Raw genomic sequence first — 24,239 nt, 5'->3', positions numbered from 1 at the left:
TCATGACCGCCGGCGACCAGGCAGGCCGAAGCGACGAGGAGAAGCGGCGCATATGACGGGCGCGGTATGTCCGGGTTCGTTCGACCCGGTGACGTTGGGGCACGTCGACGTCTTCGAACGCGCCGCCGCCCAGTTCGACGAGGTGGTGGTGGCGATTCTGGTCAATCCCGCCAAGAAGGGCATGTTCGACCTCGATGAGCGGATCGCGATGATCGAGGAGTCGACGGCTCACCTGCCCAACCTGCGGGTCGAGGCCGGGCAAGGCTTGGTGGTCGACTTCGTCAAGGCCCAGGGGATGAACGCCATCGTCAAGGGGTTGCGCACCGGCACCGACTTCGAGTACGAGCTGCAGATGGCGCAGATGAACAAACACATCGCTGGCGTCGACACATTCTTCGTCGCGACGGCGCCGCGGTATTCGTTTGTGTCGTCGTCGCTGGCCAAAGAGGTGGCGATGCTCGGCGGCGACGTCTCCGAACTACTGCCGGAACCGGTGAACCGCCGCCTGCGGGAGCGGACAAAATAGCAGCGGACCTAGCCGCGGTTGGCGACTAGGTCCGCTCACCTGTCCACAGTGTCGAGTGACGATGCGGCCCCGACTAGCGTGGGTCGAAGCAGCCGTAGAAGGTTTGCGTCGCCGTGTCGTAGCAGGTGTAGGTGCCGTAGTCGGGCTGGTGGCTGGGGGCCGCGCTGGCGGCTCCGGCCGCTGCGAAGGCGGCCAGGCCGATGGCCGAGGCCAACAGCGACATCCCGGCGAGGGCACGGATTCGGGCAGCGATCATAGATGCCTTTCTGTTCGGTCATCGGGTGCGGGTGAGGCGAATGTCGCCGTCCAAGCAAGGTTGATGGCGCGCGCTTGGCGAAACCTTGGCACATTCTTGGTGCCCCGGGGTGCATCGGTGTCGCGGGTATGCCGGCGTTGACGGCCGGCCGCGGCGTCAGAAGATGATGGTCTGGTTGTGGTGCACGATGACGCGGTCCTGGCAGTGCCACAGCACCGCACGCGACAGCACGGCGCGCTCCACGTCGGCGCCGACTCGCACCAGGTCGTGCACGGTGTCATTGTGGTCGACCCGAACGACGTCTTGTTCGATGATCGGCCCCTCGTCGAGAGCTTCGGTCACGTAGTGTGCGGTGGCGCCGATCAGCTTGACGCCACGTTCCCGGGCGCGTTTGTAAGGAGACGCGCCGGTGAAGGCGGGAAGAAACGAGTGATGAATGTTGATCAACGGGCAACCGATGGCGTCGAGAAACGTGGGGCTGAGGATCTGCATGTAGCGAGCCAGGATCACCAGATCCACGTTGCCGCTTAACAACTGAAGTTGACGCTGTTCGGCGTCGGCGCGAGTGTCCCGAGTCACGGGGATGTGGATGAACGGCACACCGAACGGGCGCACATGGTCGGCCAGATCAGGGTGGTTGGCGATCACCATGGCAACCGACATCTCGAGTTCGCCACGTCGGTTGCGCCACAGCAGATCTAACAAGCAGTGGTCTTCCTTGGAAGCCATGATCGCGACTCGTTTGGGTTTGGCCGCTTCAGTGAACCGGTAGTCGATGTCGAACTTGTCGGCGACGGCACTGCCGAACTCGCGCTGCAGTTCGTCGATGGCAGCGGTGAGCCCGGGTAGGTGAAAGATCGCCCGCTGCAGGAATGTTCCGCCCTCGGGGGCGGTGGAGTGCTGGTCCAGGGAAATGATGTTGGCGCCGGCCTGGGTCAGGAACGTGCTGACGGCGGCGATGATCCCAGGGTGGTCGTGGCAACGCAGTAGTAGCCGACCGATATCGGCCGGCGGCGGTGGACCGCCAGGCGGCGGTGGAAAATTCTGAGACATTGCCGCCGGAAAGGATACCGCCGGCGCCCTCGGCTAGTGACACTGATGGCCGTGTTGGTGGCCTTCGGCTTCGGGAGAGCCGCCCATCATGCGCAGCATCGGCATGCCGCCACTGGTGATGAAGCGAGTCACCAGCACTGCCGCGATTCCGAGAAAGATGATGTTGAGCCAGGTGGTGTAGTTCCACGAAATGCCCGCGTGCAGGACCGTGGCGCTGCGCTGTCGAGGAATCAAGTTCGCCGCGCCAAAGATGAGTTCGATCAGGTATCCAGCGACGACCATCGAGACATAGAAGGTGCCCAGCAGGGTCAACATCATCTTCGTTCCGTAGTACTTCCGGTAGATGTTCAAGATCGGCAGGATCAGCAGGTCGGCGAAGATGAAGGCGATGACACCGCCGAAGCTGATGCCACCGTTCCACAGCACCGCGGCAAGTGGCACATTGCCGATCGAGCAGACGAAAGAGACGATCGCGACGACGGGGCCAACGAGCGGTCCCTACACCACCGACAAGTTCGGATGATTCGCCAAAAAGAAGTTCTGCCAGAAAGTTTCGGGAACCCAAGCCGCGATTGCGCCGGCGATCACCAGACCGAGAACGAGGTCGCGCAGAATTGCCGCCCACTCCATCACGAACACGTGCGACACCGAGGTGAAGGCGCGGCGGGAGAACAGCCGGCGCAGAAACGAGTCCTCGCCGCCCACCGACATGTCCATGGCGGCGTGACCTTCCATGGAGCCGGCGATCCCGCGTTCGGCCTGCTCGCGGGCCGCGTCGATGAGCCGGGTGCGTACGAACAGCCGGAACAACACGGCCAACACGATGATCATCAGCGGGCCACCGACGAACTCCGCGGCGGTGAACTGCCAGCCCATCAACAACGTCAGGATGATGCCCAGCTCGACGACCAGGTTGGTGGAACCTATCTCAAACGCCATGGCTGCGGTGAAGTTCGCGCCCTTGCGAAACAGCGATCGTGCCAGCGCCACCGCGGCGTAGGAGCAGGACGACGAAGCGGCGCCCAGTCCGGCGGCAACCGCAAGCGTGCGCGGTTTGTCGTTGCCCATCAAAGCAACGATCGTCGAGCGGCGCACCACGGCCTGCACCATCGCCGACAACGTGAAGCCCAAGATCAGCGCCCACAAGATTTCCCAGGTCATCGATCCGGTCAGGGCCAGTGCATGGCCGACCGCTCCCAATACTGTGCCCGCCACCCGGTCCTCCGTTTCGCATCATCCATCCGGCAAGTCTTCATTCTGGGCCGACCCGCTCCCTTGCGGCAACATATACCCTATGGGGGTATCGGCACAAGGGGGTGCCGTGTCCGGAATCCGCAGGATATGCGGCTGTTTTGGGGGGCGCATGCGGGTTCGCCTCCCGCTTGCTGGCGACCGGGCGTCCCGGCCGTCGGTGAACCGGTTGGCGGCAGCGTCGCATTGGCTGGCGATAGAGTTCCGGGCGGCTGCGCAAAAGCGTTGGCACACAATGAAACACGATGTTCGAGATGGGCAATGAAGCGCGGGCGCCCGGGTGGATGTGATCGCGACCGGGCGCTGCGGTGAACGAGTCGACCGGATCGGCATCGCCCACGCCATTTTGGCCCGATCTTCCAGACCGCGGGCGTCCAGGGGGTACGCTACGGCGTTTGGGTGGGGCGTAACGAACAACGGTTACCGACAACTTGCCGACAAACGTCGTGAAGGGACGCGGTCATGAGCATCGCAACAAACGCACCGCAGCCCGTCAGGAGGCAGCGGGTCCTGTTTGTCGCCGAGGCAACGACGCTGGCCCACGTCGTGCGACCGTTCGTCGTCGCGCTGTCGCTGGACCCGAGCCGCTATGAGGTGCATTTCGCGTGTGACCCGCGGTTCAACAAGCTGCTGGGGCCGATCCCGTTTCCCCATCACCCGATCTACACCATCCCCAGCGAGCGATTTCTCGGCAACCTGGTGCAGGGCCGTTTCTATACGACCCGGACATTGCGCCAGTACGTCGAGGAGGACAGCAGGGTGCTGGCCGAGGTTGCGCCGGATCTGGTCGTCGGTGACCTTCGCATTTCGCTATCGGCCAGCGCCCGACTGGCCGGCATTCCCTACGTCGCCATCGCCAACGCCTACTGGAGTCCCTACTCGCGCCGTCGTTTTCCGCTGCCCGAGGTGTTCTGGAGCCGCCTGTTCGGTGTTCGGCTGGTCAAGCGCGCCTACCGGCTGGAGCGACCGTTGTTCTTCGCTCTGCAGTGCATGCCGCTGAATCGGGTCCGGCGCAAGCACGGATTGCCGAGCCTGGGTTTGAACCTGTGCCGCATTTTCACCGATGGCGACCAAACCCTGTACGCGGATATCCCCGAGCTGCAGCCGACCTACAACCGGCCGGACAACCACCAGTATCTCGGCCCGGTTCTCTGGTCGCCGTCGGGGGAGACGCCGGACTGGTGGGATTCGCTGCCGGCGGACCGGCCGATCGTCTACGCGACCCTGGGTACCTCCGGGGGGCGGAATCTGTTGCAGGTGGTGTTGAACGGCCTGGCCGATCTGCCGGTGACGGTCATCGCTGCCACCGCCGACCGTAGCGACCTGGACAATATCCCGGCCAATGCCTATGTGGCGGACTATCTGCCGGGCGAGGCGGCCGCGGCTCGCTCCGACGTGGTGATTTGCAACGGGGGCAGCCTCACGACGCAGCAGGCCCTGGTGGTTGGGGTGCCGGTGCTGGGGATCGCTAGCAACCTGGACCAGCACCTCAACATGCAGGCCATCGAGGCAGCCGGAGCGGGCTTGCTGCTGCGCACCGAGCGGCTCAAGGCTCGCTCGGTGTCGGCGGCCGTGCGCCAGCTGCTCGACCGACCTGGATACCGGCAATCCGCTCAGGAGCTCGCCGAGGTGTTCGGACGCGAATTGGCTCGCTTTCCTCAGCATGTGGAGAGCGCTTTGCGGCGCGTATCCGAGGGTGCGGTCGCGAAATCGGCGGCCGGCTAGCAGGGGTAGCGCCTGTCAATCAGGTCAATTAGTAGGTTTGGACCAGCGGTCGGCTCATCGGCGGCATCGGACGATTCGGTCCCCACAGATCCTCGATTCAAACGTTAGTTCGATGCCGCACTGCGGCTAACGTTTCTCCTCTCGGCGAAAGGAACCCTTCATGGGAGCAACCGAAACTTCAAAGGCGCTGGTGTGGCGCCTCACCGAAGAGTCATGGAACTACGGTCAGTTCCACTTCGGGAAGGATCGTCGGATGAACCGGGTCAGGGCCGTGCAACGGGCGCTCGCCGGTAGGGCGGCGCCTGTTTACCTCGAGATCGGTGTCTCCCATGGGTTTGCGTTCCGGCGAATAGCTGCCGACGAGAAGACGGCAATCGACCCCGAGTTCAAGCTGTCGGCGCGGACCCGCAAGCTGGCCTCGGCCAAGGCGCGTGTCACCCATTACTTCGAGACGACCAGTGACGCCTTTTTCGCCAATGATGCCGGCTATCTCGAGCACAACGGTGTCGATGTGGCCTTGGTCGACGGGCTGCACACCTACAAGCAGGTAGTGCGTGATGTCGAGAACATCCTGCGCTACCTCAAGGACGACGGGGTCATCGTCCTGCACGACTGCAACCCCACGCATCCTTCGATCGCCTATCCGGCGGCGTCCTATGAAGACTTTCGTGCCGAGAACCGCTGGTGGCAGATGTTGTGGAGCGGCGACGTCTGGAAGGCGATCGTTCATCTGCGCAGCACTCGGGCGGATCTGCAGGTCGCGGTGCTCAATTGCGATTTCGGCGTCGGGATCGTGCGTAAGGGCTCGGCGGAATCGCAGTTGTCCTACACGGCGGACCAGATCGAGGCCCTCGACTACGTGGATCTGGTCGCCGACCGCGAGCGCCTACTCAACCTGAAGCCGCCCACGTATTTCGACGACTTTCTCGCATCCGACGGAATCAGCCCGAAGATCTGATCGGCCGGCGACCGCCGCTCGGGCGCTGACCTGAGCGGCGGCGCCAGGAGTCAGTGCAGTCGGGTCGCGCTCACAACGACGCCGGTCTGGGGCAGCCGCGCCAGCAGTGCATCCCCCATGGCGGCGGCGGGGGTCAGCACACCGCGCAACTCGGAGAGCCGATCGCGGTCCAGCGCCAGGGCCAGACCGCTTTCGCCGAGCAGCACGGCCGTCGAGGCATACGCGTCGACGTTGTGTGTGAACGTCGCCAGGTAGCGGGCACCGGTGGTCGTGGTGGTGTACGTCTCACAGCGGTAATGGCCGCGTTCCCGGCTTTTTTGGCTCGGGCCGGTGCCTGGTTTCGGAGTGACCCGCTCTAACGCACGTTGCGGTAGGCGACTGAAGTACTTGTTGCCCAAACCGATGCCGCCGGCGATAGCGCCCGTGACGGCAGCGGAGGCGATTGGTGCCGCAAACGACCGACCGAGACTCATCGTCTCCGAGTAGCGGAATTGCTTGCCATAAGCCCAATCCTGTAATGCATTGCTACGTCGGACAATTCGAGTGTTGAATGGGCCCTGTACGAATGCGCCGGTCCAGAAGCCCGCGAGCTCAGGAGCCAGGTCGCGTCCGCGCCGCATGGAAAAGTCCGGCTGCGGACCGAGATCGGGTTCGGCACTGCGGTCGGTGGTCAGCGTATAAGGGTCGTTGACCAACCGGTACGCCTCGGGATCGCTCGATGCGGTGCGCATCGCTTCGGAATAGGTTGCCACCGAGCCGCCGGAGGCCCAACGCTGGGAGAACGAGCGGAGCACCAGGTTGGTCTCGGCCAATTCTCCGGTGCCGTCTTCGGCGGCACGGCGGTACAAGTGGTGGACGTTCAGATCCGATGGAATTGAATCGAATCCACACGCGAGCACTATTCGGGCGCCGGTGTCAGCGGCCTGTTTGTGGTACAGGTCGATGCTGTTGCGGCAGAACATCAATTCGCCGGTCAGATCGGCGTAGTCGGTGCCAGCCTTGGCGCAGGCCGCCACCAGAGGCAGGCCATAGCGCGTGTAGGGGCCAACGGTGGTGAGGATGACCTGTGCCCGGGTGGCCATCTCCTCGAGCGTCGCCGGTTGTGATGCGTCGGCGACGACGAGTGGCCAGTCGCTGGCTAGTGGGCCCAACTTGTCCCGCACGGCCCGCAGCCGTTGGGGCGAACGGCCGGCCAGGGCGATCCGAGCGTTCGTGTCACGTTGCGCAAGGTGTTGGCCGGTCAGCATGCCGGAGAAGCCGGTTGCGCCGTATAAGAAGATGTCGAACTCGCGTTGCGCTGAACTCATCGGGCGAGACTACCCGAGCGGGCTGGGGAGGCTGAGTTACGGGCGACCAGCGATGAATGCAATTGCGTAGGAACGCAGTCGCCGCGTCATCGGCGCGAGATGGTAGGGCCGGCCGGCGATCCGCAGGCCGCCAGTTGGCTGCGGGATGTCCACAGAAACGTCAGGTAACCTCGCCGCAGTCACACCGCGACGGACGGCAAGGTAGGCGGATTTTGAAGAAATCGAGCGGTTCTCGTTACGGCTTTGTCGACGCTCCGGTGCACTCGCGCCTCCCACCGAGCATGATCGCGCGGTCGAGCATGATGGCCGGCGCAGTGATGGGCGCCGACTCGTATTGGATCGGTGACCATCTCAACGCGCTGGTGCCACGGTCGGTGGCGACCCCCGAATTTCTCGGTCTTGGGGCGCGGCTGGTGCCCAAGGTTGATGCCAACTACGAGCCTTGGACGATGCTGGGAAACCTCGCCGCGGGCAACCGGATCAACCGCTTGCGGCTCGGTGTGTGCGTGACCGATGTCGGCCGTCGCAATCCAGCGGTTACCGCGCAAGCCGCGGCGACTGTGCATCTGCGGACCAGAGGCCGAGCCATTCTTGGCATCGGTGTTGGAGAACGTGAGGGCAACGAGCCCTACGGGGTGGAGTGGAGCAAGCCCGTTGCGCGGTTCGAAGAGGGCCTCGCGACGATTCGTGCCCTGTGGGATTCGAACGGGGCGCTGGTCACGCGTGAGTCGCCGTACTTTCCACTGCGCAATGCCCTGTTCGACCTGCCGCCCTACAAGGGAAAGTGGCCCGAAATCTGGGTCGCGGCGCACGGTCCGCGGATGCTGAGGGCTACTGGACGCTACGCGGACGCCTGGGTGCCCATCGTCATCATCCGGCCCACCGACTACAGCCGCGCGCTGGAAGCGGTGCGTGCCGCGGCATCCGATGCCGGTCGTGACCCGATGTCCATCACCCCTTCGGCAGTGCGCGGCGTGGTCACCGGGTGGAGTCGCGACGACGTGGATGAAGCACTGGACTCGGTGATCGTCAAAATGAACGCGCTCGGAATGCCCGCGGAGGCCTGGGCGCGCCACGGTGTCGAGCACCCGATGGGAGCCGACTTCACCGGCGTGCAGGATCTGATCCCCCAGACGATGGACAGGGAAACGGTCCTCTCCTACACCGCGAAGGTTCCGCCCGGCCTGATCCGCGAAGTGGTGGCCAGCGGCACGCCGGACGAGGTCATCGATCAGGTCGCCGAGTGGCGTGACCACGGTCTGAGGTATCTGCTGGTGATCAATGGCAGCCTGGTCAACCCGAGCCTGCGCAAGACCGTCACTGCGGTGCTGCCGCACGCCAAGGTGTTGCGGGGGCTGAAGAAGCTGTGACCGGCCACCGGCGAATCCGCTCGGAGCCGGTTCGCGGCTAGCCTGGGCTCGTTGCGGCCGCAGATCGATCAAAGCCATTGCTGAAGTTAGCTATTCGGGTCGCTCAGCGATCGGCCGGAAGTCGTTGCGGGCACTTTGGTGGATGGATCCGCAGCGCTGAATCGGTGGCCTCGGGGGCGCGGCGAGTTGGCCCCAACCCGTTGCCTGGTAACGATTTAGCGGCGACGCCTCAGCGCACCGCCGCGCGACACCGCGTGCCCGAGATGCCACATTGCCTTTGTCGCAACGGTTTTGCCGCGACTGGTTACGGCCTGCTCGGGGCTAGGGGAGTGGGGCGATCACCGCCGGGCGTGGTTACCGCAGCGGCGTGTATCGCCAAACGTTGCGCGCGCCAAACTTATTTAGCAGTGCTCGTACTTAGCACTTCTCATGAAAATCGGCTGTTGGTTGGTTATCCAGAGATGATTTGCTGAGGTGATTGTCGTAGACCCCTCGATGCTTCAGATTGCACCCGGCGTCCGGGCCCTGGGAAGGGTGATTGGATGGCCCAAATTTTCCCAGGACCGTCGGTCCCAACATCTCACCTATCGCTGATCCTTAGTAACCTCAAAGCTCATGTCCACCAAACGGGTTCCAGCAAGAGCCATGGCCGTGAGTGACGACCATGTTAAATCTTGCTGCGAGCCGGTGGCGCGAGGGCTGTTATGGCGGTGCGGCCATATCGATTTCGAGTTGCGGCGCGGCTTTGCGCGGCACGCCGTCCCGCTGATTCGGGTTTCGACTGACACAGCAGCGAAACGCCCGTAGTCTCTTCCGTCGAGAGCAAGGATGATCATGGACACCAACGCCGTTTCGTTTCGTGCCCGGGACGAGGTGACGACGCAACTGGCACCGGGAACGGGTGGCCAAGCAGTACCAACGTCCAATGGGATGATGACGCGATTCGCGATGAGCGAGTCCTCGCTTACCGATCTGCTGCACAAGGCGGCCACCCAGTACCCCAATCGCGCGGCCTACAAGTTCATCGACTACGACGTGAACCCGGACGGGTTCACCGAAACGCTCACCTGGTGGCAAATCTATCGGCGCGCCAAGATCGTGGCCGAAGAGCTGCGCGGCTACGGGGCCAGCGGTGATCGGGTCGCGGTATTGGCTCCGCAAGGCCTTGAATACATCATCGCCTTTCTGGGCGTGCTAGAAGCCGGACTTATCGCTGTCCCCCTTCCAGTGCCCCAGTTCGGCATTCACGACGAACGAATCTCGGCAGCGCTGCAGGATTCCACGCCGAGCGTCATTCTTACGACTTCGCCGGTGATCGACGAGGTCACCAAATATGCGCCACACGCACGCGCCGGGCAGGGCGGCACACCCATTGTGGTGGCGGTCGACTTGCTGGACTTGGATTCCGCGCGGGAGCTCGATCTCACGCCGCCGGCCCATTCGAGCACCGCGTATTTGCAATACACGTCGGGGTCGACCCGTTCGCCCGCCGGTGTGGTCCTCTCCCACAAGAACGTCATCACCAACTGCGTCCAGTTGATGTCCGATTACCTTGGGGAGACAGAGAAAGTTCCCTCGACCGCGGTGTCGTGGCTGCCGTTCTATCACGACATGGGGCTGATGCTCGGCATCATTCTGCCGATGATCAATCAAGACACCGCGGTATTGCTGAATCCGATGGCATTCCTGCAGCGGCCGGCCCGCTGGATGCAATTGATGGGCAAATTTCGTGGACAGATTTCCTGTGCGCCAAACTTCGGTTTCGAATTGGCGGTCCGCCGCACGTCGGACGAAGATATGGCCGGATTGGATCTCGGACACGTCCGGGGGATCGGTAGCGGTGCGGAGCGCGTGAATCCGGCGACGCTGCAGCGCTTCATCGACAGGTTCGCCCCCTTCAACCTGCGCGACACGGCGATCCGACCCTCCTACGGGCTCGCCGAGGCGACGGTGTTCGTGGCCACTGCGGAACCGGGACGCCCGCCCAGAAGCGTCAACTTCGATTACCAGAGCTTGTCGGTCGGTCGGGTCGAGCGGTGCGCGAATGAAGCCGACGACGGTGCCAAGCTGGTCAGCTACGGTTCGAGCTGGACATCTGAGGTGCGGATCGTCGACCCCGAGGCCAGGACGGAATGTCCGGCGGGGACGGTCGGCGAAATTTGGGTGCAGGGGGATAATGTTGCCATGGGCTATTGGCGTAACCCCCAGCTCACCGAGCGCACGTTCGATGCGAAGCTGACCGACCCCTCGCCGGGCACCTCGATCGGTCCGTGGCTTCGAACCGGAGACCTCGGGGTGATGTTCGAAGGCGAGTTGTTCATCACGGGCCGCATCAAGGATCTGCTGATCGTGGACGGATCCAATCACTATCCCGACGATATTGAGTCGACGATTCAGGAAATCACCGGTGGCCGGGTGGTGGCGATAGCGGTGCCCGATGCCGACGGTGAGAAGTTGGTCACCATCGTGGAGTTCGCCAGCTGGGGCCACTCGGGTGAGGAGGCCATCGACAAGCTGCGCTCGGTCAAGCGGGAGATCAGCTCCGCGATATCGCGGGCACACCGAGTGCGGGTCGCAGATGTCGTGTTGGTGGCGACCGGTTCGATTCCGGTCACGACCAGCGGCAAAGTTCGACGTTCATCCTGTGTGGAGCGTTACCGAAACGACGGATTCACCCGTTTGGACCGGTCCGCATGACGGCATGTTGGCGGCTTTACCCGAGAAACAAGAAATGACCGAGTGTCATCTGTCTGATGAAGATATCCGAAAGCTCAATCGCGACCTTCGGATACTGATAGCGACGAACGGCACCCTCACTCGGATTCTGAACGTGCTTGCCAACGACGAGATCGTCGTAGAGATAGTCAAGCAGCAGATTCAGGATGCCGCGCCGGAAATGGATGGGTGCGACCATTCTTCGATCGGCCGCGTCTTGCGGCGCGATATCGTGCTGAAGGGCCGCAGGTCGGGAATTCCGTTCGTCGCCGCAGAATCATTCATTGCCATCGACTTGCTGCCTCCCGAAATCGTGGCGAGCCTGCTGGAAACGCATCGTCCTATTGGCGAGGTGATGGCCGCCAGCTGTATTGAAACCTTTAAGGAAGAGGCGAAGGTCTGGGCGGGAGAGTCACCGGCCTGGCTCGCGCTCGATCGGCGTCGTAACTTGCCGCCGAAAGTTGTCGGCCGTCAGTACCGTGTGATCGCGGAAGGCCGGCCGGTGATTATCATCACCGAGTATTTTCTCCGAAGTGTATTCGAAGATAATTCGCGTGAAGAACCTATTCGTCACCAACGTTCCGTCGGTACCAGTGCGAGGAGTGGGAGATCGATTTGTACCTAATGGCCGGTTCCCCGTGGGTTTATGGGGGTGACGATGCCAGAGGTCGCAGAATTTGTATCCATGGATCCAATTCAGTCGGCAAGCCAGAAACAGCATCGGCTAGGGCGGTCATCCAATAATGCGGAATGAGAATGTAGCGGGACTGCTCGCCGAGCGGGCATCGGAAGCGGGATGGACTGACCAGCCTGCCTATTACGCGCCGGATGTGGTGACTCATGGTCAGATCCATGATGGAGCCGCACGGCTCGGCGCGGTGCTAGCCAATCGTGGCCTTTGCAGGGGGGATCGTGTCCTGCTGTGTATGCCGGATTCGCCGGAGCTGGTGCAGGTTTTGCTGGCATGCCTGGCACGCGGGATCCTGGCGTTTCTGGCAAACCCGGAGCTGCACCGTGACGACCACGCGTTCCAGGAGCGGGACACGCAGGCGGCGCTGGTAATCACCTCCGGTCCTCTTTGTGACCGATTTGCGCCGTCGACGGTGGCGGATGCCGCGGATCTATTTTCCGAGGCGGCCCGGGTCGGGCCGGCGGACTACGAGATCTTGGGTGGTGACGCCGCCGCGTATGCCACCTACACCTCCGGTACAACGGGTCCGCCCAAGGCGGCGATTCACCGGCACTGCGACGTGTTCGCGTTTGTCGAGGCCATGTGTCGCAATGCGTTGCGGCTGACTCCCGCCGACATCGGGCTGAGCAGCGCGCGCATGTATTTCGCCTATGGCCTGGGAAATTCGGTCTGGTTTCCGCTGGCCACCGGCAGTTCGGCGGTGGTCAATCCGCTACCGGTGGGCGCGGAAGTCGCGGCGACGCTGAGCGCCCGATTCGAGCCCTCGGTGCTCTACGGTGTGCCGAATTTCTTTGCCAGAGTTGTCGACGCGTGTTCTGCGGATTCGTTCCGTTCGGTGCGATGCGTGGTATCGGCGGGCGAGGCCGTGGAGGTGGGGCTGGCCGAGCGGCTCACCGAATTCTTTGGCGGTATCCCGATCCTGGACGGGGTCGGATCGACCGAGGTCGGGCAGACGTTCGTATCCAATACCGTCGACGAGTGGCGCCCGGGGAGCCTGGGCAAGGTTCTTCCGCCCTACCAGATTCGCGTCGTGGCACCGGACGGTGCGGCCGCCGGGCCCGGGGTGGAGGGTGACCTCTGGGTCCGCGGACCGTCGATTGCCGAGAGCTATTGGAACTGGCCGGAGCCGCTGCTGACAGATGAGGGTTGGCTGGACACGCGTGACCGGGTCTGCATCGACGACGACGGATGGGTCACCTACGCCTGCCGCGCGGACGACACCGAAATCGTCGGGGCGGTCAATATCAATCCGCGCGAGATCGAGCGGCTGATCGTCGAGGAGGACGCTGTCGCCGAGGTCGCGGTGGTTGGAGTCAAGGAAGCCACCGGCGCATCGACACTGCAGGCATTTCTCGTTCCGGCGAGCGCCGAGGGCATTGACGGGTCGGTCATGCGCGACATCCACCGACGATTGCTCACCCGCCTGTCTGCATTCAAGGTGCCGCACCGATTTGCCGTTGTTGAGCGACTTCCCAGAACCGCCAACGGGAAGTTGTTGCGCAGCGCGCTGCGTGGCCAGACCCCGGCCAAGCCGATCTGGGAACTCGCTTCGGCCGAGCACCGGTCCGACGCGCCCGGCCAACTCGATGATCAGTCGGCGTCTGCCCTGGTTTCGGGCTCCCGCGAAGTGAGCCTCAAAGAGCGGCTGGCCGCGCTGCAGCAGGAACGTCACCGGCTGGTACTCGACGCCGTATGCGGGGAGACCGCGAAGATGCTCGGTGAGCCGGATCCGCGCTCGGTCAATCGCGATCTCGCCTTCTCGGAGCTCGGCTTCGACTCGCAGATGACCGTCGAACTCTGCCACCGATTGGCCGCGGCCACCGGGTTGCGCGTGCCCGAGACGGTTGGGTGGGACTACGGCTCGATATTGGGACTGGCCCAGTACCTGGAGGCCGAACTGTCCGGCGCGGACCGGCGGGTGACGCCGCAGTCAGCGCGCAGCGGCGCGCGGGCGCTGCCGCTGATCGAAGCGCAGCTGAACAAGGTCGAAGAGCTGACCGCGGCCATCGCCGACGGTGAGAAGCCGCGAGTGGCCGAACGGTTGCGTGCCCTGCTCGGCACGATCACCGAAGGGCAGGAGCACTGGGGCCAGCGCATCGCCGCCGCCTCGACCCCCGACGAAATTTTCCAGCTGATCGATTCGGAATTTGGCGAATCATGAACAGGAGCAACTGAGTATGACCACCAGCGGTGAAAGCGCCGACCAGCAGAACGACAAGCTCTTCCGCTACCTGAAGAAGGTCGCTGTCGAGCTCGACGAGGCACGCGCGCGACTGCGGGAATACGAACAACGCGCAACCGAGCCGGTGGCGGTGGTAGGAATCGGCTGCCGGTTTCCCGGCGGCGCGGATGGCCCGGAAGGGCTGTGGGATCTGGTTTCGCAGGGGCGCGACGCCGTAACGGAGTTCCCGAATGACCGAGGGTGGGACACCGAGGGGTTGTTTGACCCGGATCCGGATGCCGAGGGCAAGACCTACACGCGGTGGGGTGCGTTTGTCGAGAACGCTACCAACTTCGATGCCGGGTTCTTCGGCATCCCGCCAAGTGAGGTCCTGGCGATGGATCCCCAGCAGCGGCTCATGCTGGAGGTCTCCTGGGAGGCGCTCGAGCATGCCGGGATCGACCCGATGTCGTTGCGCGGGTCCTCGACGGGGGTCTTCACCGGAATTTTCGCGCCCAGCTACGGCGGCAAGGACGTCGGTGCGTTGCAGGGGTACGGGCTGACCGGCTCGCCGGTGAGTGTGGCCTCGGGACGGGTCGCTTACGTGCTGGGGCTGGAAGGCCCGGCGCTGTCGGTGGATACGGCGTGCTCGTCGTCGTTGGTGGCGATCCATTGGGCGATGGCCTCGTTGCGTTCCGGGGAATGCGACATGGCATTGGCCGGTGGTGTGACGGTGATGGGGCTGCCGTCGATCTTCGTCGGGTTCAGTCGGCAGCGGGGGTTGGCCGCAGATGGGCGATGCAAGGCATTTGCCGCGGCGGCCGACGGGACCGGCTGGGGCGAAGGTGCCGGGGTGCTGGTGCTCGAGCGGCTATCCGATGCGCAACGCAACGGACACAACGTATTGGCGGTGGTGCGGGGCAGCGCGATCAATCAGGACGGCGCGTCCAACGGCCTGACCGCGCCCAATGGGCTCGCCCAGCAGCGCGTGATCCAGGCGGCATTGGCAAATTGTGGGCTGACTTCCGCCGATGTCGACGTGGTCGAGGCCCACGGGACCGCAACCACATTGGGTGATCCCATCGAAGCCGAGGCGTTGTTGGCCACCTATGGGCAGGGACGCCCGACGGATCAGCCGCTGTGGGTGGGCTCGATCAAATCGAACATGGGTCACACTCAGGCCGCCGCGGGTGTGGCAGGGGTGATCAAGATGGTGCAGGCCATGCGGCACGGCCTGATGCCGGCGTCGCTGCACGTCGATGAGCCTTCCAAACGAGTGGATTGGGAAAGCGGCGCGGTGTCGGTGCTGGCCGAGGCTCGGGACTGGCCGGATGCCGGGCGCCCGCGCCGGGCCGGTGTGTCCTCGTTCGGGATCAGCGGCACCAACGCGCACGTGATCCTGGAAGAGGCTCCGGCACCGGAAGCGGTGCCGGACAGCGAATCCAACAAGGGCGAGCCGAGTTTGCCGGTGGTGCCATGGGTGATTTCGGCGCGATCGGCCGAGGCGCTGACGGCGCAGGCCGGCCGACTGTTGGCCCATGTCCAAGCCGACCCGCAGTCCAACCCGGTCGACATCGGGTTCTCGTTGGCGGGCCGATCGGCGTTCGAGCATCGGGCCGTGGTGGTCGGCGCCGATCGCCAGCAATTGCTGACCGGTCTGGCGACGCTGGCCGACGGCGCGCCGGGCGCGGGCGTGGTGACCGGGCAAGCGGGGTCGGTAGGCAAGACCGCCGTGGTATTCCCCGGGCAGGGCTCGCAGCGCATCGGCATGGCCCGGGAACTCCATGACCAACTTCCAGTGTTTGCTGAAGCATTTGACGCGGTGGCCGACGAGCTGGACCGCCATCTGAGAATCCCTCTGCGTGAAGTTATGTGGGGATCCGATGCGGCGCTGCTGGATAGCACCGAATTTGCTCAGCCGGCATTGTTCGCGGTGGAGGTGGCGTTGTTCGCGGCGCTGCAACGCTGGGGACTGCAGCCCGACTTCGTGATGGGCCACTCGGTGGGAGAGCTGTCCGCGGCCTACGTCGCCGGGGTGCTGACATTGGCCGATGCGGCCATGCTGGTGGTTGCGCGCGGCCGGTTGATGCAGGCCCTGCCGGCCGGCGGAGCCATGGTGGCGGTGGCCGCCGCCGAAGACGAGGTGTTGCCGTCACTGACCGACGGTGTGGGCATCGCCGCGATCAACGCCCCCAAATCGGTGGTGATCTCCGGGGCCGAGGCCGCGGTGACCGCCATCTCCGACCAGTTCGCCCAGCAGGGTTGGCGGGTGCATCGGCTGGCGGTCTCGCATGCGTTCCATTCGCCCCTGATGGAGCCGATGCTCGAGGAGTTCGCGCGGATCGCCGCCCAGGTTGAGGCGCGGGAACCACAGATCGCGCTGGTGTCGAATGTGACGGGCGAATTGGCCAGTGCCGATGGCGGTTTCGGATCTGCGCAGTATTGGGTCGAGCACGTTCGGCGGGCGGTGCGCTTCGCCGACAGCGCGCGGCAGCTGCACACACTCGGGGTGACCCATTTCGTGGAGGTCGGACCCGGTAGCGGATTGACCGGCTCCATCGAGCAGTCGCTGGCGCCCGCCGAGGCGGTCGTGGTGTCGATGCTGGGCAAGGACCGTCCCGAGGTGGCCTCGGTGCTCACCGCGTTCGGCCAGCTGTTCAGCACCGGGATGTCGGTGGATTGGCCGGCGGTATTTGCCGGCTCGGGTGCCACCCGGGTGGACCTGCCGACGTACGCCTTCCAGCGCCGGCGGTTCTGGGAGGTACCGGGCGCCGATGGGCCCGCCGACGCGACCGGACTGGGTCTCGGCGGTGCCGAGCATGCCCTGTTGGGTGCGGTGGTCGAGCGTCCCGATTCCGGTGGCGTGGTGTTGACCGGCCGGCTGGCGCTGGCCGATCAGCCTTGGCTGGCCGATCACGTGATCGGCGGAGTCGTGCTGTTCCCCGGGGCGGGCTTTGTGGAATTGGCCATCCGCGCCGGTGACGAGGTCGGCTGTGCCGTCGTCGAGGAGTTGGTGCTGGCCGCGCCGCTGGTGCTGCACCCCGGAATGGGCGTGCAGGTGCAGGTGATCGTGGGAGCCGCCGATGACTCCGGGAACCGGGTGCTGTCGGTGTATTCGCGCGGTGATCAGAGCGAGGACTGGCTGCTCAATGCCGAGGGCATGTTGGGGGTCGAGGCGGCAAGCTCCGGTGCGGATCTGTCGGTCTGGCCGCCGGAGGGCGCCGAGAGCGTCGACATCTCCGATGGCTATGCGCAGCTGGCCGACCGCGGCTATGCCTACGGCCCGGGATTTCAGGGGCTGGTGGGGGTCTGGCGGCGCGATTCCGAGCTGTTCGCCGAGGTGGTCGCTCCCTCCGGAGTGGCCGTCGACAAGATGGGAATGCACCCGGTGGTACTGGACGCGGTGCTGCACGCGCTGGGGCTGACCGCCGAGCAGAACCCGGATTCCGATGAGACAAAGCTGCCGTTCTGCTGGTGGGGCGTGTCGCTGCACGCCGGCGGTGCCGGCCGGGTGCGGGCGCGCCTGACCATGTCCGGGCCGGATTCGATCTCGGTGGAGATCGCCGATGCCGCGGGGCTGCCGGTGTTGACGGTGGGCGCGCTGGTCACCCGGGCGATGTCGGCGGCCCAGCTGCGCGCCGCGGTTGCGGCGGCCGGCGGTGGCGCACCCGACCAGGGACCACTGGACGTGATCTGGTCGCCGATACCGCTGAGCGGGAGCGGCACCAACGGGTCTGCTCAGCCCGCCGTGGTGTCGTGGGCGGACTTCTGCGCCGGCGGTGACGGTGGCGCGGCCGGCGATGCCGGTGTGGTGGTGTGGGAGCCCAACCCCGCAGGCGAGGATGTGGCGGGGTCGGTGTATGCGGCCACCCACGCCGCCCTGGAGGTGTTGCAGTCCTGGTTCGACGGGGACCGCGCGGGCACCTTGGTGGTGTTGACCCACGGCGCCGTGGCGATGCCCGGCGAGAACGTCAGCGACCTGGCCGGCGCTGCGGTATGGGGAATCGTGCGGTCGGCGCAGGCCGAGAATCCCGGCCGGATCGTGCTGGTCGACGCGGACGCCGCGGTGGAGGCGGCGGAGCTGGTCGCAGTTGGGGAACCCCAACTCGTGGTGCGCTCCGGCGTGGCACACGCCGCTCGGCTGGCCCCGGCCGCGCCGCTGCTGGCGGTGCCGGCGGATGAGTCGGCGTGGCGGTTGGCCGCCGGTGGCGGCGGAACGTTGGAGGACCTGGTGATCGAGCCTTGTCCGGAGGTCCAGGCGCCCTTGGCGGCCGGACAGGTCCGGGTGGCGGTGCGTGCGGTCGGTGTCAATTTCCGCGACGTGGTGGCGGCATTGGGGATGTATCCCGGTGAGGCCCCGCCGCTGGGGGCAGAAGGCGCGGGGGTGGTCCTCGAGGTCGGTCCGCAGGTATCCGGGGTTGCCGTCGGTGACTCGGTGATGGGTTTCCTTGGTGGTGCCGGTCCGCTGTCGGTCGTGGACCAGCAGCTGATCACCCGGATGCCACAAGGGTGGTCGTTCGCCCAGGCTGCCGCCGTGCCGGTGGTGTTCCTGACGGCCCTGTTCGGGTTGCAGGACCTGGCCAAGATACAGCCCGGCGAATCGGTGTTGATCCATGCCGGAACCGGTGGTGTGGGCATGGCGGCGGTGCAGCTGGCTCGCCACTGGGGCGTCGAGATCTTCGTCACCGCCAGCCGCGGCAAGTGGGACACGCTGCGCGCCATGGGATTTGACGACGACCACATCGGCGACTCCCGCACGCTGGACTTCGAGGAGAAGTTCCTCGCGGTCACCGACGGCCGTGGGGTCGATGTGGTGCTCGACTCGCTGGCCGGTGATTTCGTGGATGCTTCGCTGCGACTGCTGGTACGCGGCGGGCGTTTCCTCGAGATGGGCAAGACCGATATCCGCGACGCCGACAAGATCGCCGCCAACTACCCCGGCGTGTGGTACCGGGCTTTCGACCTGTCCGAGGCCGGCCCGGTGCGCATGCAGGAGATGCTGGCCGAGGTGCGGGAGCTGTTCGACACCGCAGTGCTGCATCGGTTGCCGGTCACCACCTGGGACGTGCGCTGCGCGCCGGCGGCCTTCCGGTTCATGAGCCAGGCCCGCCACATCGGCAAGGTGGTGCTGACCATGCCGTCGGCGCTGGCCGACGGGCTCGCCGATGCAACGGTGCTGATCACCGGTGCCACCGGGGCGGTTGGTGCGGTGCTGGCCCGCCACATGCTCGACGCCTACGGCGTGCGTCATCTGGTGTTGGCCAGTAGGCGAGGCGATCGGGCCGAGGGGGCTGCCGAACTGGCCGCCGAGTTGTCCGAGGCCGGCGCCAATGTGCAGGTGGTGGCCTGTGATGTGGCGGACCGCGGCGCGGTGGAGGCGATGTTGGCCCGGTTGTCGGGGGAGTACCCGCCGGTGCGTGGCGTGATTCACGCCGCCGGTGTGCTCGACGACGCGGTGATCAGCTCACTGACACCGGAGCGGATCGATACCGTATTGCGGGCCAAGGTGGATGCGGCCTGGAATCTGCACGAGGCCACCTTGGATCTGGATTTGTCGATGTTCGTGCTGTGTTCCTCGATCGCGGCGACCGTCGGCTCGCCGGGGCAGGGCAACTACTCGGCAGCAAACTCGTTCCTGGACGGGTTGGCGGCGCATCGGCAAGCCGCGGGGTTGGCCGGGATATCGGTGGCGTGGGGGCTGTGGGAGCAGTCCGGCGGCATGGCTGCCCATCTGAGCAGCCGCGACTTGGCCCGGATGAGCCGCAGTGGGCTGGCTCCGATGAACCCGGAGCAGGCGGTAGGGCTGCTCGATGCGGTGCTGGCGATCAACCATCCCCTCATGGTGGCTACGCTCTTGGATCGGCCCGCCCTGGAGGCCCGGGCTCAGGCCGGCGGCTTGCCGCCGTTGTTCGCCGGGGTGGTGCGCCGGCCGCGGCGGCGCCAGATCGAGGACACCGGTGATGCCGCCCAGTCGAAGTCGGCGCTGGCCGAGCGCCTCAATGGGCTGAGCGCAGGCGAACGCCAAGACGCCCTGGTCGGCCTGGTGTGTTTGCAGGCCGCCGCGGTGCTGGGCCGGCCGTCCCCCGAGGACATCGATCCGGAGGCAGGATTCCAGGACCTTGGCTTCGACTCGCTGACCGCGGTAGAACTGCGCAACCGGCTCAAGAGCGCCACGGGCCTGACGTTGCCACCCACGGTGATCTTCGACCATCCGACACCGACTGCGATCGCCGAATATGTCGGCCGGCAGATTCCGGACAGCCAGGCGACCCAAGCCGAAGAAGAAAAGCTGCCCGAATCCGACGGCGAGATGGTTTCGGTAACTGCGTAGCAGGGACGAGCGCCGGTTGCCGGTGAGTTGGCGGGACGCGACGGATCGCTGGAAAGGACTGAAGCGCTGGCTAACTCACCGGTATGGCCGGTATGTGCATCAGGGTGGTCGATGAGCCGATGCTGGCCGCGGCCGCGAGGCCACGTCGACGCACGCTACGATCGGGTACGCCAGCAAGCGCATGATGTTCGGGTCCACCGAGACGCGCCGAATGTTTTGTTGGCCAATTTGATGGACGACGCGCGGCCAATCGTGCTGCGCCGTAGGGCCGCCAGAGGGCACAGTGCCGGACACCAGAGCGGTGAGCGGTATTGCTGTCGGCCCGCTCATGACCGAACCCTGCGCTGGGTTCGGTGCTGCCCGCGGTGCAAGCGGCTTGGACCAATACAGCGAATATCAGCGAGGTGGTAGGGAATGAACCATAGGAAACCGGCGGTTATTTCCGCCCTTCTGGTAGCGCTTGGACTGGTGTTGTGGCTGTCCGGATGTTCTTCTGACAAAACGCAACCCGAGGCTCAAAGTTCGACCACGGTACCGGCCGACCCGGCGTTGATGGCCGAGATCGAGCAGTCGCTCGACGCGACAAAGGCCTTGACCAGCGCGCATCTGGCGATCCGCACGACCGGGAAAGTCGACAGCATGCTCGGGATCAGTAGCGCCGACGTGAATGTCCAGGCCAAACCGCTTGCCGCCAAGGGTGACTGCACCTACAACGGCGAGGCGGGTGTCCCGTTCCGCATCAAGGACGACAACATCTCGGTCAAACTGTTCGACGACTGGAGCAATCTGGGCTCCGTGTCCGACCTGTCGGCCTCACGCGTGCTGGACCCCATCAATGGGGTGACGAAGTTGCTCTCCGGTGTTAACAACCTGCAGTCGCAGGGCAACGAGGTCATCAACGGAATTCAGACCAGCAAGATCACCGGAACGCTGCCAACGGACAGCGTCAAGATCTTGGATCCTGGCGCGCGCAGTCCGCGACCGGCGACCGTGTGGATCGCCCAGGACGGTTCGCACCGCCTCGTTCGGGCCAACGTGGACCTCGGTTCCGGGGCCGTCGAGGTCACGTTGTCCAAATGGAATGAACCGGTCAACGTCGACTGATTGCGGCGGGCCGGCCGTTGACCGGTGCCAAGTCGATTGCTAGTCGGGCTGGGCGACCGGTTCGGTCGCGACGGTGGTGCGGTCAGCCCGATCTTGCATCGCGGCTGGAATGCACACCCGTGCCAGCACCGTCAGCGCGGCGACGCCGAACAGCACCACGGTGCCGATCTGACTCAGCGCGCCCAACGACCCGGCTGAGACCAGCACCAAACCCAGGCCGAAGACCGCGGTCAGGGCCGCCAGCGGCGCACCGGCGTTGCGCAGCGCCGCGGTATCCGCGGGTTGTGCGTCGGAGGTGATCGGGGCTTCGGTGCTGATCGGGGTGGCGGTGCGATCCAGCAGATAGGGAAGCCCGCACGCCGCCAGGATGGCGAAGGACACCAACGGCACCGCCGCGGGGATCTCACGCCCCGCCAGGTATTGCCAGAGGGCCGTCGAAATGCCCAGCGCGGCGAGGTAGGCCGCGAGCAACCCGACTGCCATCACAACGGCGGTGAGCGCTCCGCGCCACATGCTGACCAGAACCACCGCCGCCAGCATCATGGCGGCCAGCAGCACGGCATCGTGGGTGAGGGAGTCCCGGACGTCGGTGGCCACTTGGGCGGCCCCGTTCACGGTGATCTCGGCGTCCTCGAGGCTCCCGTACTTCATCGCCTTGCCGGCCGCGGCTTCGAGCTGTTGTGCCCTTGCCGACGCGTCCAGACCGGGGTTGCCCTCGGAGAAGACGAGTAGCCGGGTGGCCGTCCCGTCCGCCGAAAACATCGACTGCCGGACCTGCTGATAAGACGGGTCCGCGAGGGCCTTACCGGATAGATAGAAGCCACCCTGGCCGGTGTTGGCGAAATCGAGCCTGAGATTTTTCAAGAACGCCGACACCTGCACCAGCTGCGGGAGGGTGTTCTCGATGGTCGTTTCCAGGTTGGGCACAAAAGACTGCAGCTGGGCCAGTGCCGATTGCATCTGAGCGACCACCTGCGGCGCGGAGGAGAACGCGCCCACCGTCTTGCGCGATACCGCGGCGATGCGATCGGCCCCGTCGGTGAGCAACTTCACGTCGTCGACCACCCTGTCGACGGGATCGATCACCTTGCCCGCGGCGACACACAACATGTCGCCGGGACAGTTCGGGACGTCGCCCATCCAACCGCGGACCGGATCCAAATATCCGGACAACTCCACGGTCACGCCTTTGATGTTCTTGGTGCCAGATATCAGCAGGTCGACGTTCTGCTGGATTTGGGCCGCCCCGGCCAGACCGGCGGTGACGCTGCGGTCCAGTTCGTCGACCGCGCCGGACATCTGATCGACGATCGACCCCAACGTCTTGATCGCTCTCACCTGCGGCATGAAGGAGCCGGCCCCGCGATCGAGCTCATCGCTGAGTTTTCCGGCAGCGGCGGTCAGCGACGCGTCGGTCCAGGGCACACCGGCCGGCCATGCCGCCGACTCCACCCTGCGGACGCCGGGAATCTCCATCAGCCGGTGGCTGACCTGGTCGATGGCAATGAGCCCGGCTGGATCTGACAGATCGTGCTTGGCTTCCAGCATCACCACGTCAGGCAGCGGTTGCCAAGGTAACGCCCGCTTGGTGCCGCCTGCGGCCGGGTTCACCGGGCCGTCACCGATGCCCCATTGCATCCCGATGACCGGTACCGCACACACCGCGAGCACCAGGGCGGCGACTACGGCGGTGCGCGGTATCGACACGGGCAGTGTGCGGCGGGCGCCGACGGGTCGTGACGAGGACAGCCGTGACGGCCCGGTGAGCCCGATCAGGGCAGGCAACAGCGTCAGCGAAGCCGCGAGTGCCACAACGACACCCAGCGCGGCGACGCCGACGCCGTGGAGCGCGGGCGTTCGGGCCAGCAGTAGCGGGGCGGTGAGTATCGCGACGCCCGCTGCGGGCATGGCCAACGCGGCCAGGTTGTCGCGGGATGCCGATCGGCCCAGCGGCTGGGCCGCGGTGGCACCCGGGGCATGTCCGGGCCGTGCGACCAGCATGGTGGAAGCGGCGATCGCGCCGATTGTCAGGACCGCGGCCAGGGTCGCGGAGAACACGGTGAAGACCGAGATGTTCTGTCCGGGGATAGCGCGCAGCGCGGCGGCCAGCGGCCACGCCACCGCGAGCGAGAGGCCGGCGGTCAGCAGCACGACTGCGGCGGCCACGAGCGAGCGGCGCGCCCACAGCAGTAATAGGACGGCAATCACCGCAGTGGCGAGCACGATCACCGCGCCCTGCCACACCGTCATGTGCGCGGGCACGCTGCTCGACGTGGTCGGACCTACGACGCGGGCACGCAGCCCCGCACTTGCCGGCAGATTGTGCACCACCGATTGCGCGGCTTGCAGCGATTCCCGCGCCTGGGTCGACCCGGCCTGGCCCACCAGCCAGACCATCGCCATCGCCGAGTGGCCATCGGAGCCGGTTCCCAGCGGGACCGTCAGAGGATCTGACCACCAGTCGAGGACGGAACCGATGTGGCGGCTGTCCGCGCGCAGCGCGTTAACCGCCGCGTCGTAGTAGCTCTGATCGGCGGGCCCAAGGGTGTCGGGCCCATCCACCACCAGGTAGGCGACCGCGTTGGTGCCGGTGCCCGGGAAGGCCTGCCCAATCCGGCTGCTGGCGGCAGACGCCGTGGAATCCGGCGACAACAGCGCCGAGCCGGCATCGCTGGACTTTCCCGGCGCTAGCACCACAGCCAGATTCGCGATCACCGCCACCGCAATCCAGGCGGCGACGATGAGGAAGTTGACCAGCCGCGACGACCTATGGGTACCGTCGGTTGACACG

At 65.5% G+C, this 24,239-nt stretch carries 13 protein-coding genes and 1 pseudogene; 9 read left to right on the top strand and 5 right to left on the bottom strand.

Annotated features, from left to right (window positions below):
• Positions 1 to 52 precede the first annotated feature (52 nt).
• Positions 53 to 526, top strand: a complete 474-nt coding sequence (gene coaD / locus MPSD_RS20200; RefSeq protein WP_011740055.1) for a pantetheine-phosphate adenylyltransferase — start codon at positions 53 to 55, stop codon at positions 524 to 526.
• A gap of 73 nt (positions 527 to 599) precedes the next feature.
• On the opposite strand, the gene MPSD_RS20195 is transcribed toward coaD, so the two are convergent.
• The 3 genes and pseudogenes from MPSD_RS20195 to MPSD_RS20185 form a co-directional block, all read right to left on the bottom strand.
• The gene (locus tag MPSD_RS20195) at positions 600 to 782 is read right to left on the bottom strand and encodes a hypothetical protein (protein ID WP_011740056.1); all 183 of its coding nucleotides are present in this window, start codon (positions 780 to 782) and stop codon (positions 600 to 602) included.
• 156 nt (positions 783 to 938) lie between these two features.
• On the bottom strand, positions 939 to 1,835 hold the full coding sequence (gene purU, locus MPSD_RS20190; RefSeq protein ID WP_015355151.1) for a formyltetrahydrofolate deformylase: 897 nt from the start codon (positions 1,833 to 1,835) through the stop codon (positions 939 to 941).
• Between the two features lie 33 nt (positions 1,836 to 1,868).
• Positions 1,869 to 2,996 (bottom strand): annotated as a pseudogene (locus MPSD_RS20185) (permease).
• A gap of 552 nt (positions 2,997 to 3,548) precedes the next feature.
• Between MPSD_RS20185 and MPSD_RS20175 the strand changes: the two are divergent.
• Together MPSD_RS20175 and MPSD_RS20170 are read left to right on the top strand one after the other, a co-directional pair.
• Positions 3,549 to 4,811, top strand: coding sequence for a glycosyltransferase (locus tag MPSD_RS20175; RefSeq protein ID WP_020786520.1), 1,263 nt, complete (start codon positions 3,549 to 3,551; stop codon positions 4,809 to 4,811).
• A 160-nt stretch (positions 4,812 to 4,971) separates the two neighbouring features.
• The gene (locus tag MPSD_RS20170; RefSeq protein WP_020786521.1) at positions 4,972 to 5,769 is read left to right on the top strand and encodes a class I SAM-dependent methyltransferase; all 798 of its coding nucleotides are present in this window, start codon (positions 4,972 to 4,974) and stop codon (positions 5,767 to 5,769) included.
• Between the two features lie 50 nt (positions 5,770 to 5,819).
• Here MPSD_RS20170 and MPSD_RS20165 read toward each other — a convergent pair whose 3' ends face one another.
• Complete coding sequence (locus tag MPSD_RS20165) at positions 5,820 to 7,076, bottom strand: saccharopine dehydrogenase family protein (RefSeq protein WP_086084760.1); 1,257 nt, start codon at positions 7,074 to 7,076, stop codon at positions 5,820 to 5,822.
• Between the two features lie 281 nt (positions 7,077 to 7,357).
• Here MPSD_RS20165 and MPSD_RS20160 point away from each other — a divergent pair, with 281 nt between their 5' ends.
• From MPSD_RS20160 to MPSD_RS20135, 6 genes are all read left to right on the top strand, one after another.
• Complete coding sequence (locus tag MPSD_RS20160; protein ID WP_020786523.1) at positions 7,358 to 8,446, top strand: LLM class flavin-dependent oxidoreductase; 1,089 nt, start codon at positions 7,358 to 7,360, stop codon at positions 8,444 to 8,446.
• Positions 8,447 to 9,394: 948 nt separating this feature from the next.
• Positions 9,395 to 11,143: an AMP-binding protein gene (locus MPSD_RS20155; protein WP_086084768.1), complete on the top strand. Its 1,749-nt coding sequence runs from the start codon at positions 9,395 to 9,397 to the stop codon at positions 11,141 to 11,143.
• Positions 11,144 to 11,147: 4 nt separating this feature from the next.
• Positions 11,148 to 11,786: a chorismate--pyruvate lyase family protein gene (locus MPSD_RS20150; protein ID WP_012393568.1), complete on the top strand. Its 639-nt coding sequence runs from the start codon at positions 11,148 to 11,150 to the stop codon at positions 11,784 to 11,786.
• 118 nt (positions 11,787 to 11,904) lie between these two features.
• A complete protein-coding gene (locus tag MPSD_RS20145) occupies positions 11,905 to 14,013 on the top strand; it encodes a p-hydroxybenzoic acid--AMP ligase FadD22 (protein WP_020786526.1) in 2,109 nt (702 codons plus the stop codon).
• Positions 14,014 to 14,029: 16 nt separating this feature from the next.
• Entirely contained in the window at positions 14,030 to 20,344 is a 6,315-nt protein-coding gene (locus MPSD_RS20140; RefSeq protein WP_086084761.1) for a type I polyketide synthase, read from the top strand.
• Positions 20,345 to 20,758: 414 nt separating this feature from the next.
• The gene (locus tag MPSD_RS20135; protein WP_011740064.1) at positions 20,759 to 21,448 is read left to right on the top strand and encodes an LppX_LprAFG lipoprotein; all 690 of its coding nucleotides are present in this window, start codon (positions 20,759 to 20,761) and stop codon (positions 21,446 to 21,448) included.
• A gap of 39 nt (positions 21,449 to 21,487) precedes the next feature.
• On the opposite strand, the gene MPSD_RS20130 is transcribed toward MPSD_RS20135, so the two are convergent.
• On the bottom strand, positions 21,488 to 24,238 hold the full coding sequence (locus MPSD_RS20130; protein ID WP_086084762.1) for an MMPL family transporter: 2,751 nt from the start codon (positions 24,236 to 24,238) through the stop codon (positions 21,488 to 21,490).
• Position 24,239 lies beyond the last annotated feature (1 nt).

Source organism: Mycobacterium pseudoshottsii JCM 15466 (genome assembly GCF_003584745.1).
Lineage (GTDB): Bacteria > Actinomycetota > Actinomycetes > Mycobacteriales > Mycobacteriaceae > Mycobacterium > Mycobacterium marinum.
The sequence above is the reverse complement of the archived record's forward strand: the minus strand, read 5'-3'. Positions and strand labels throughout refer to the sequence as shown.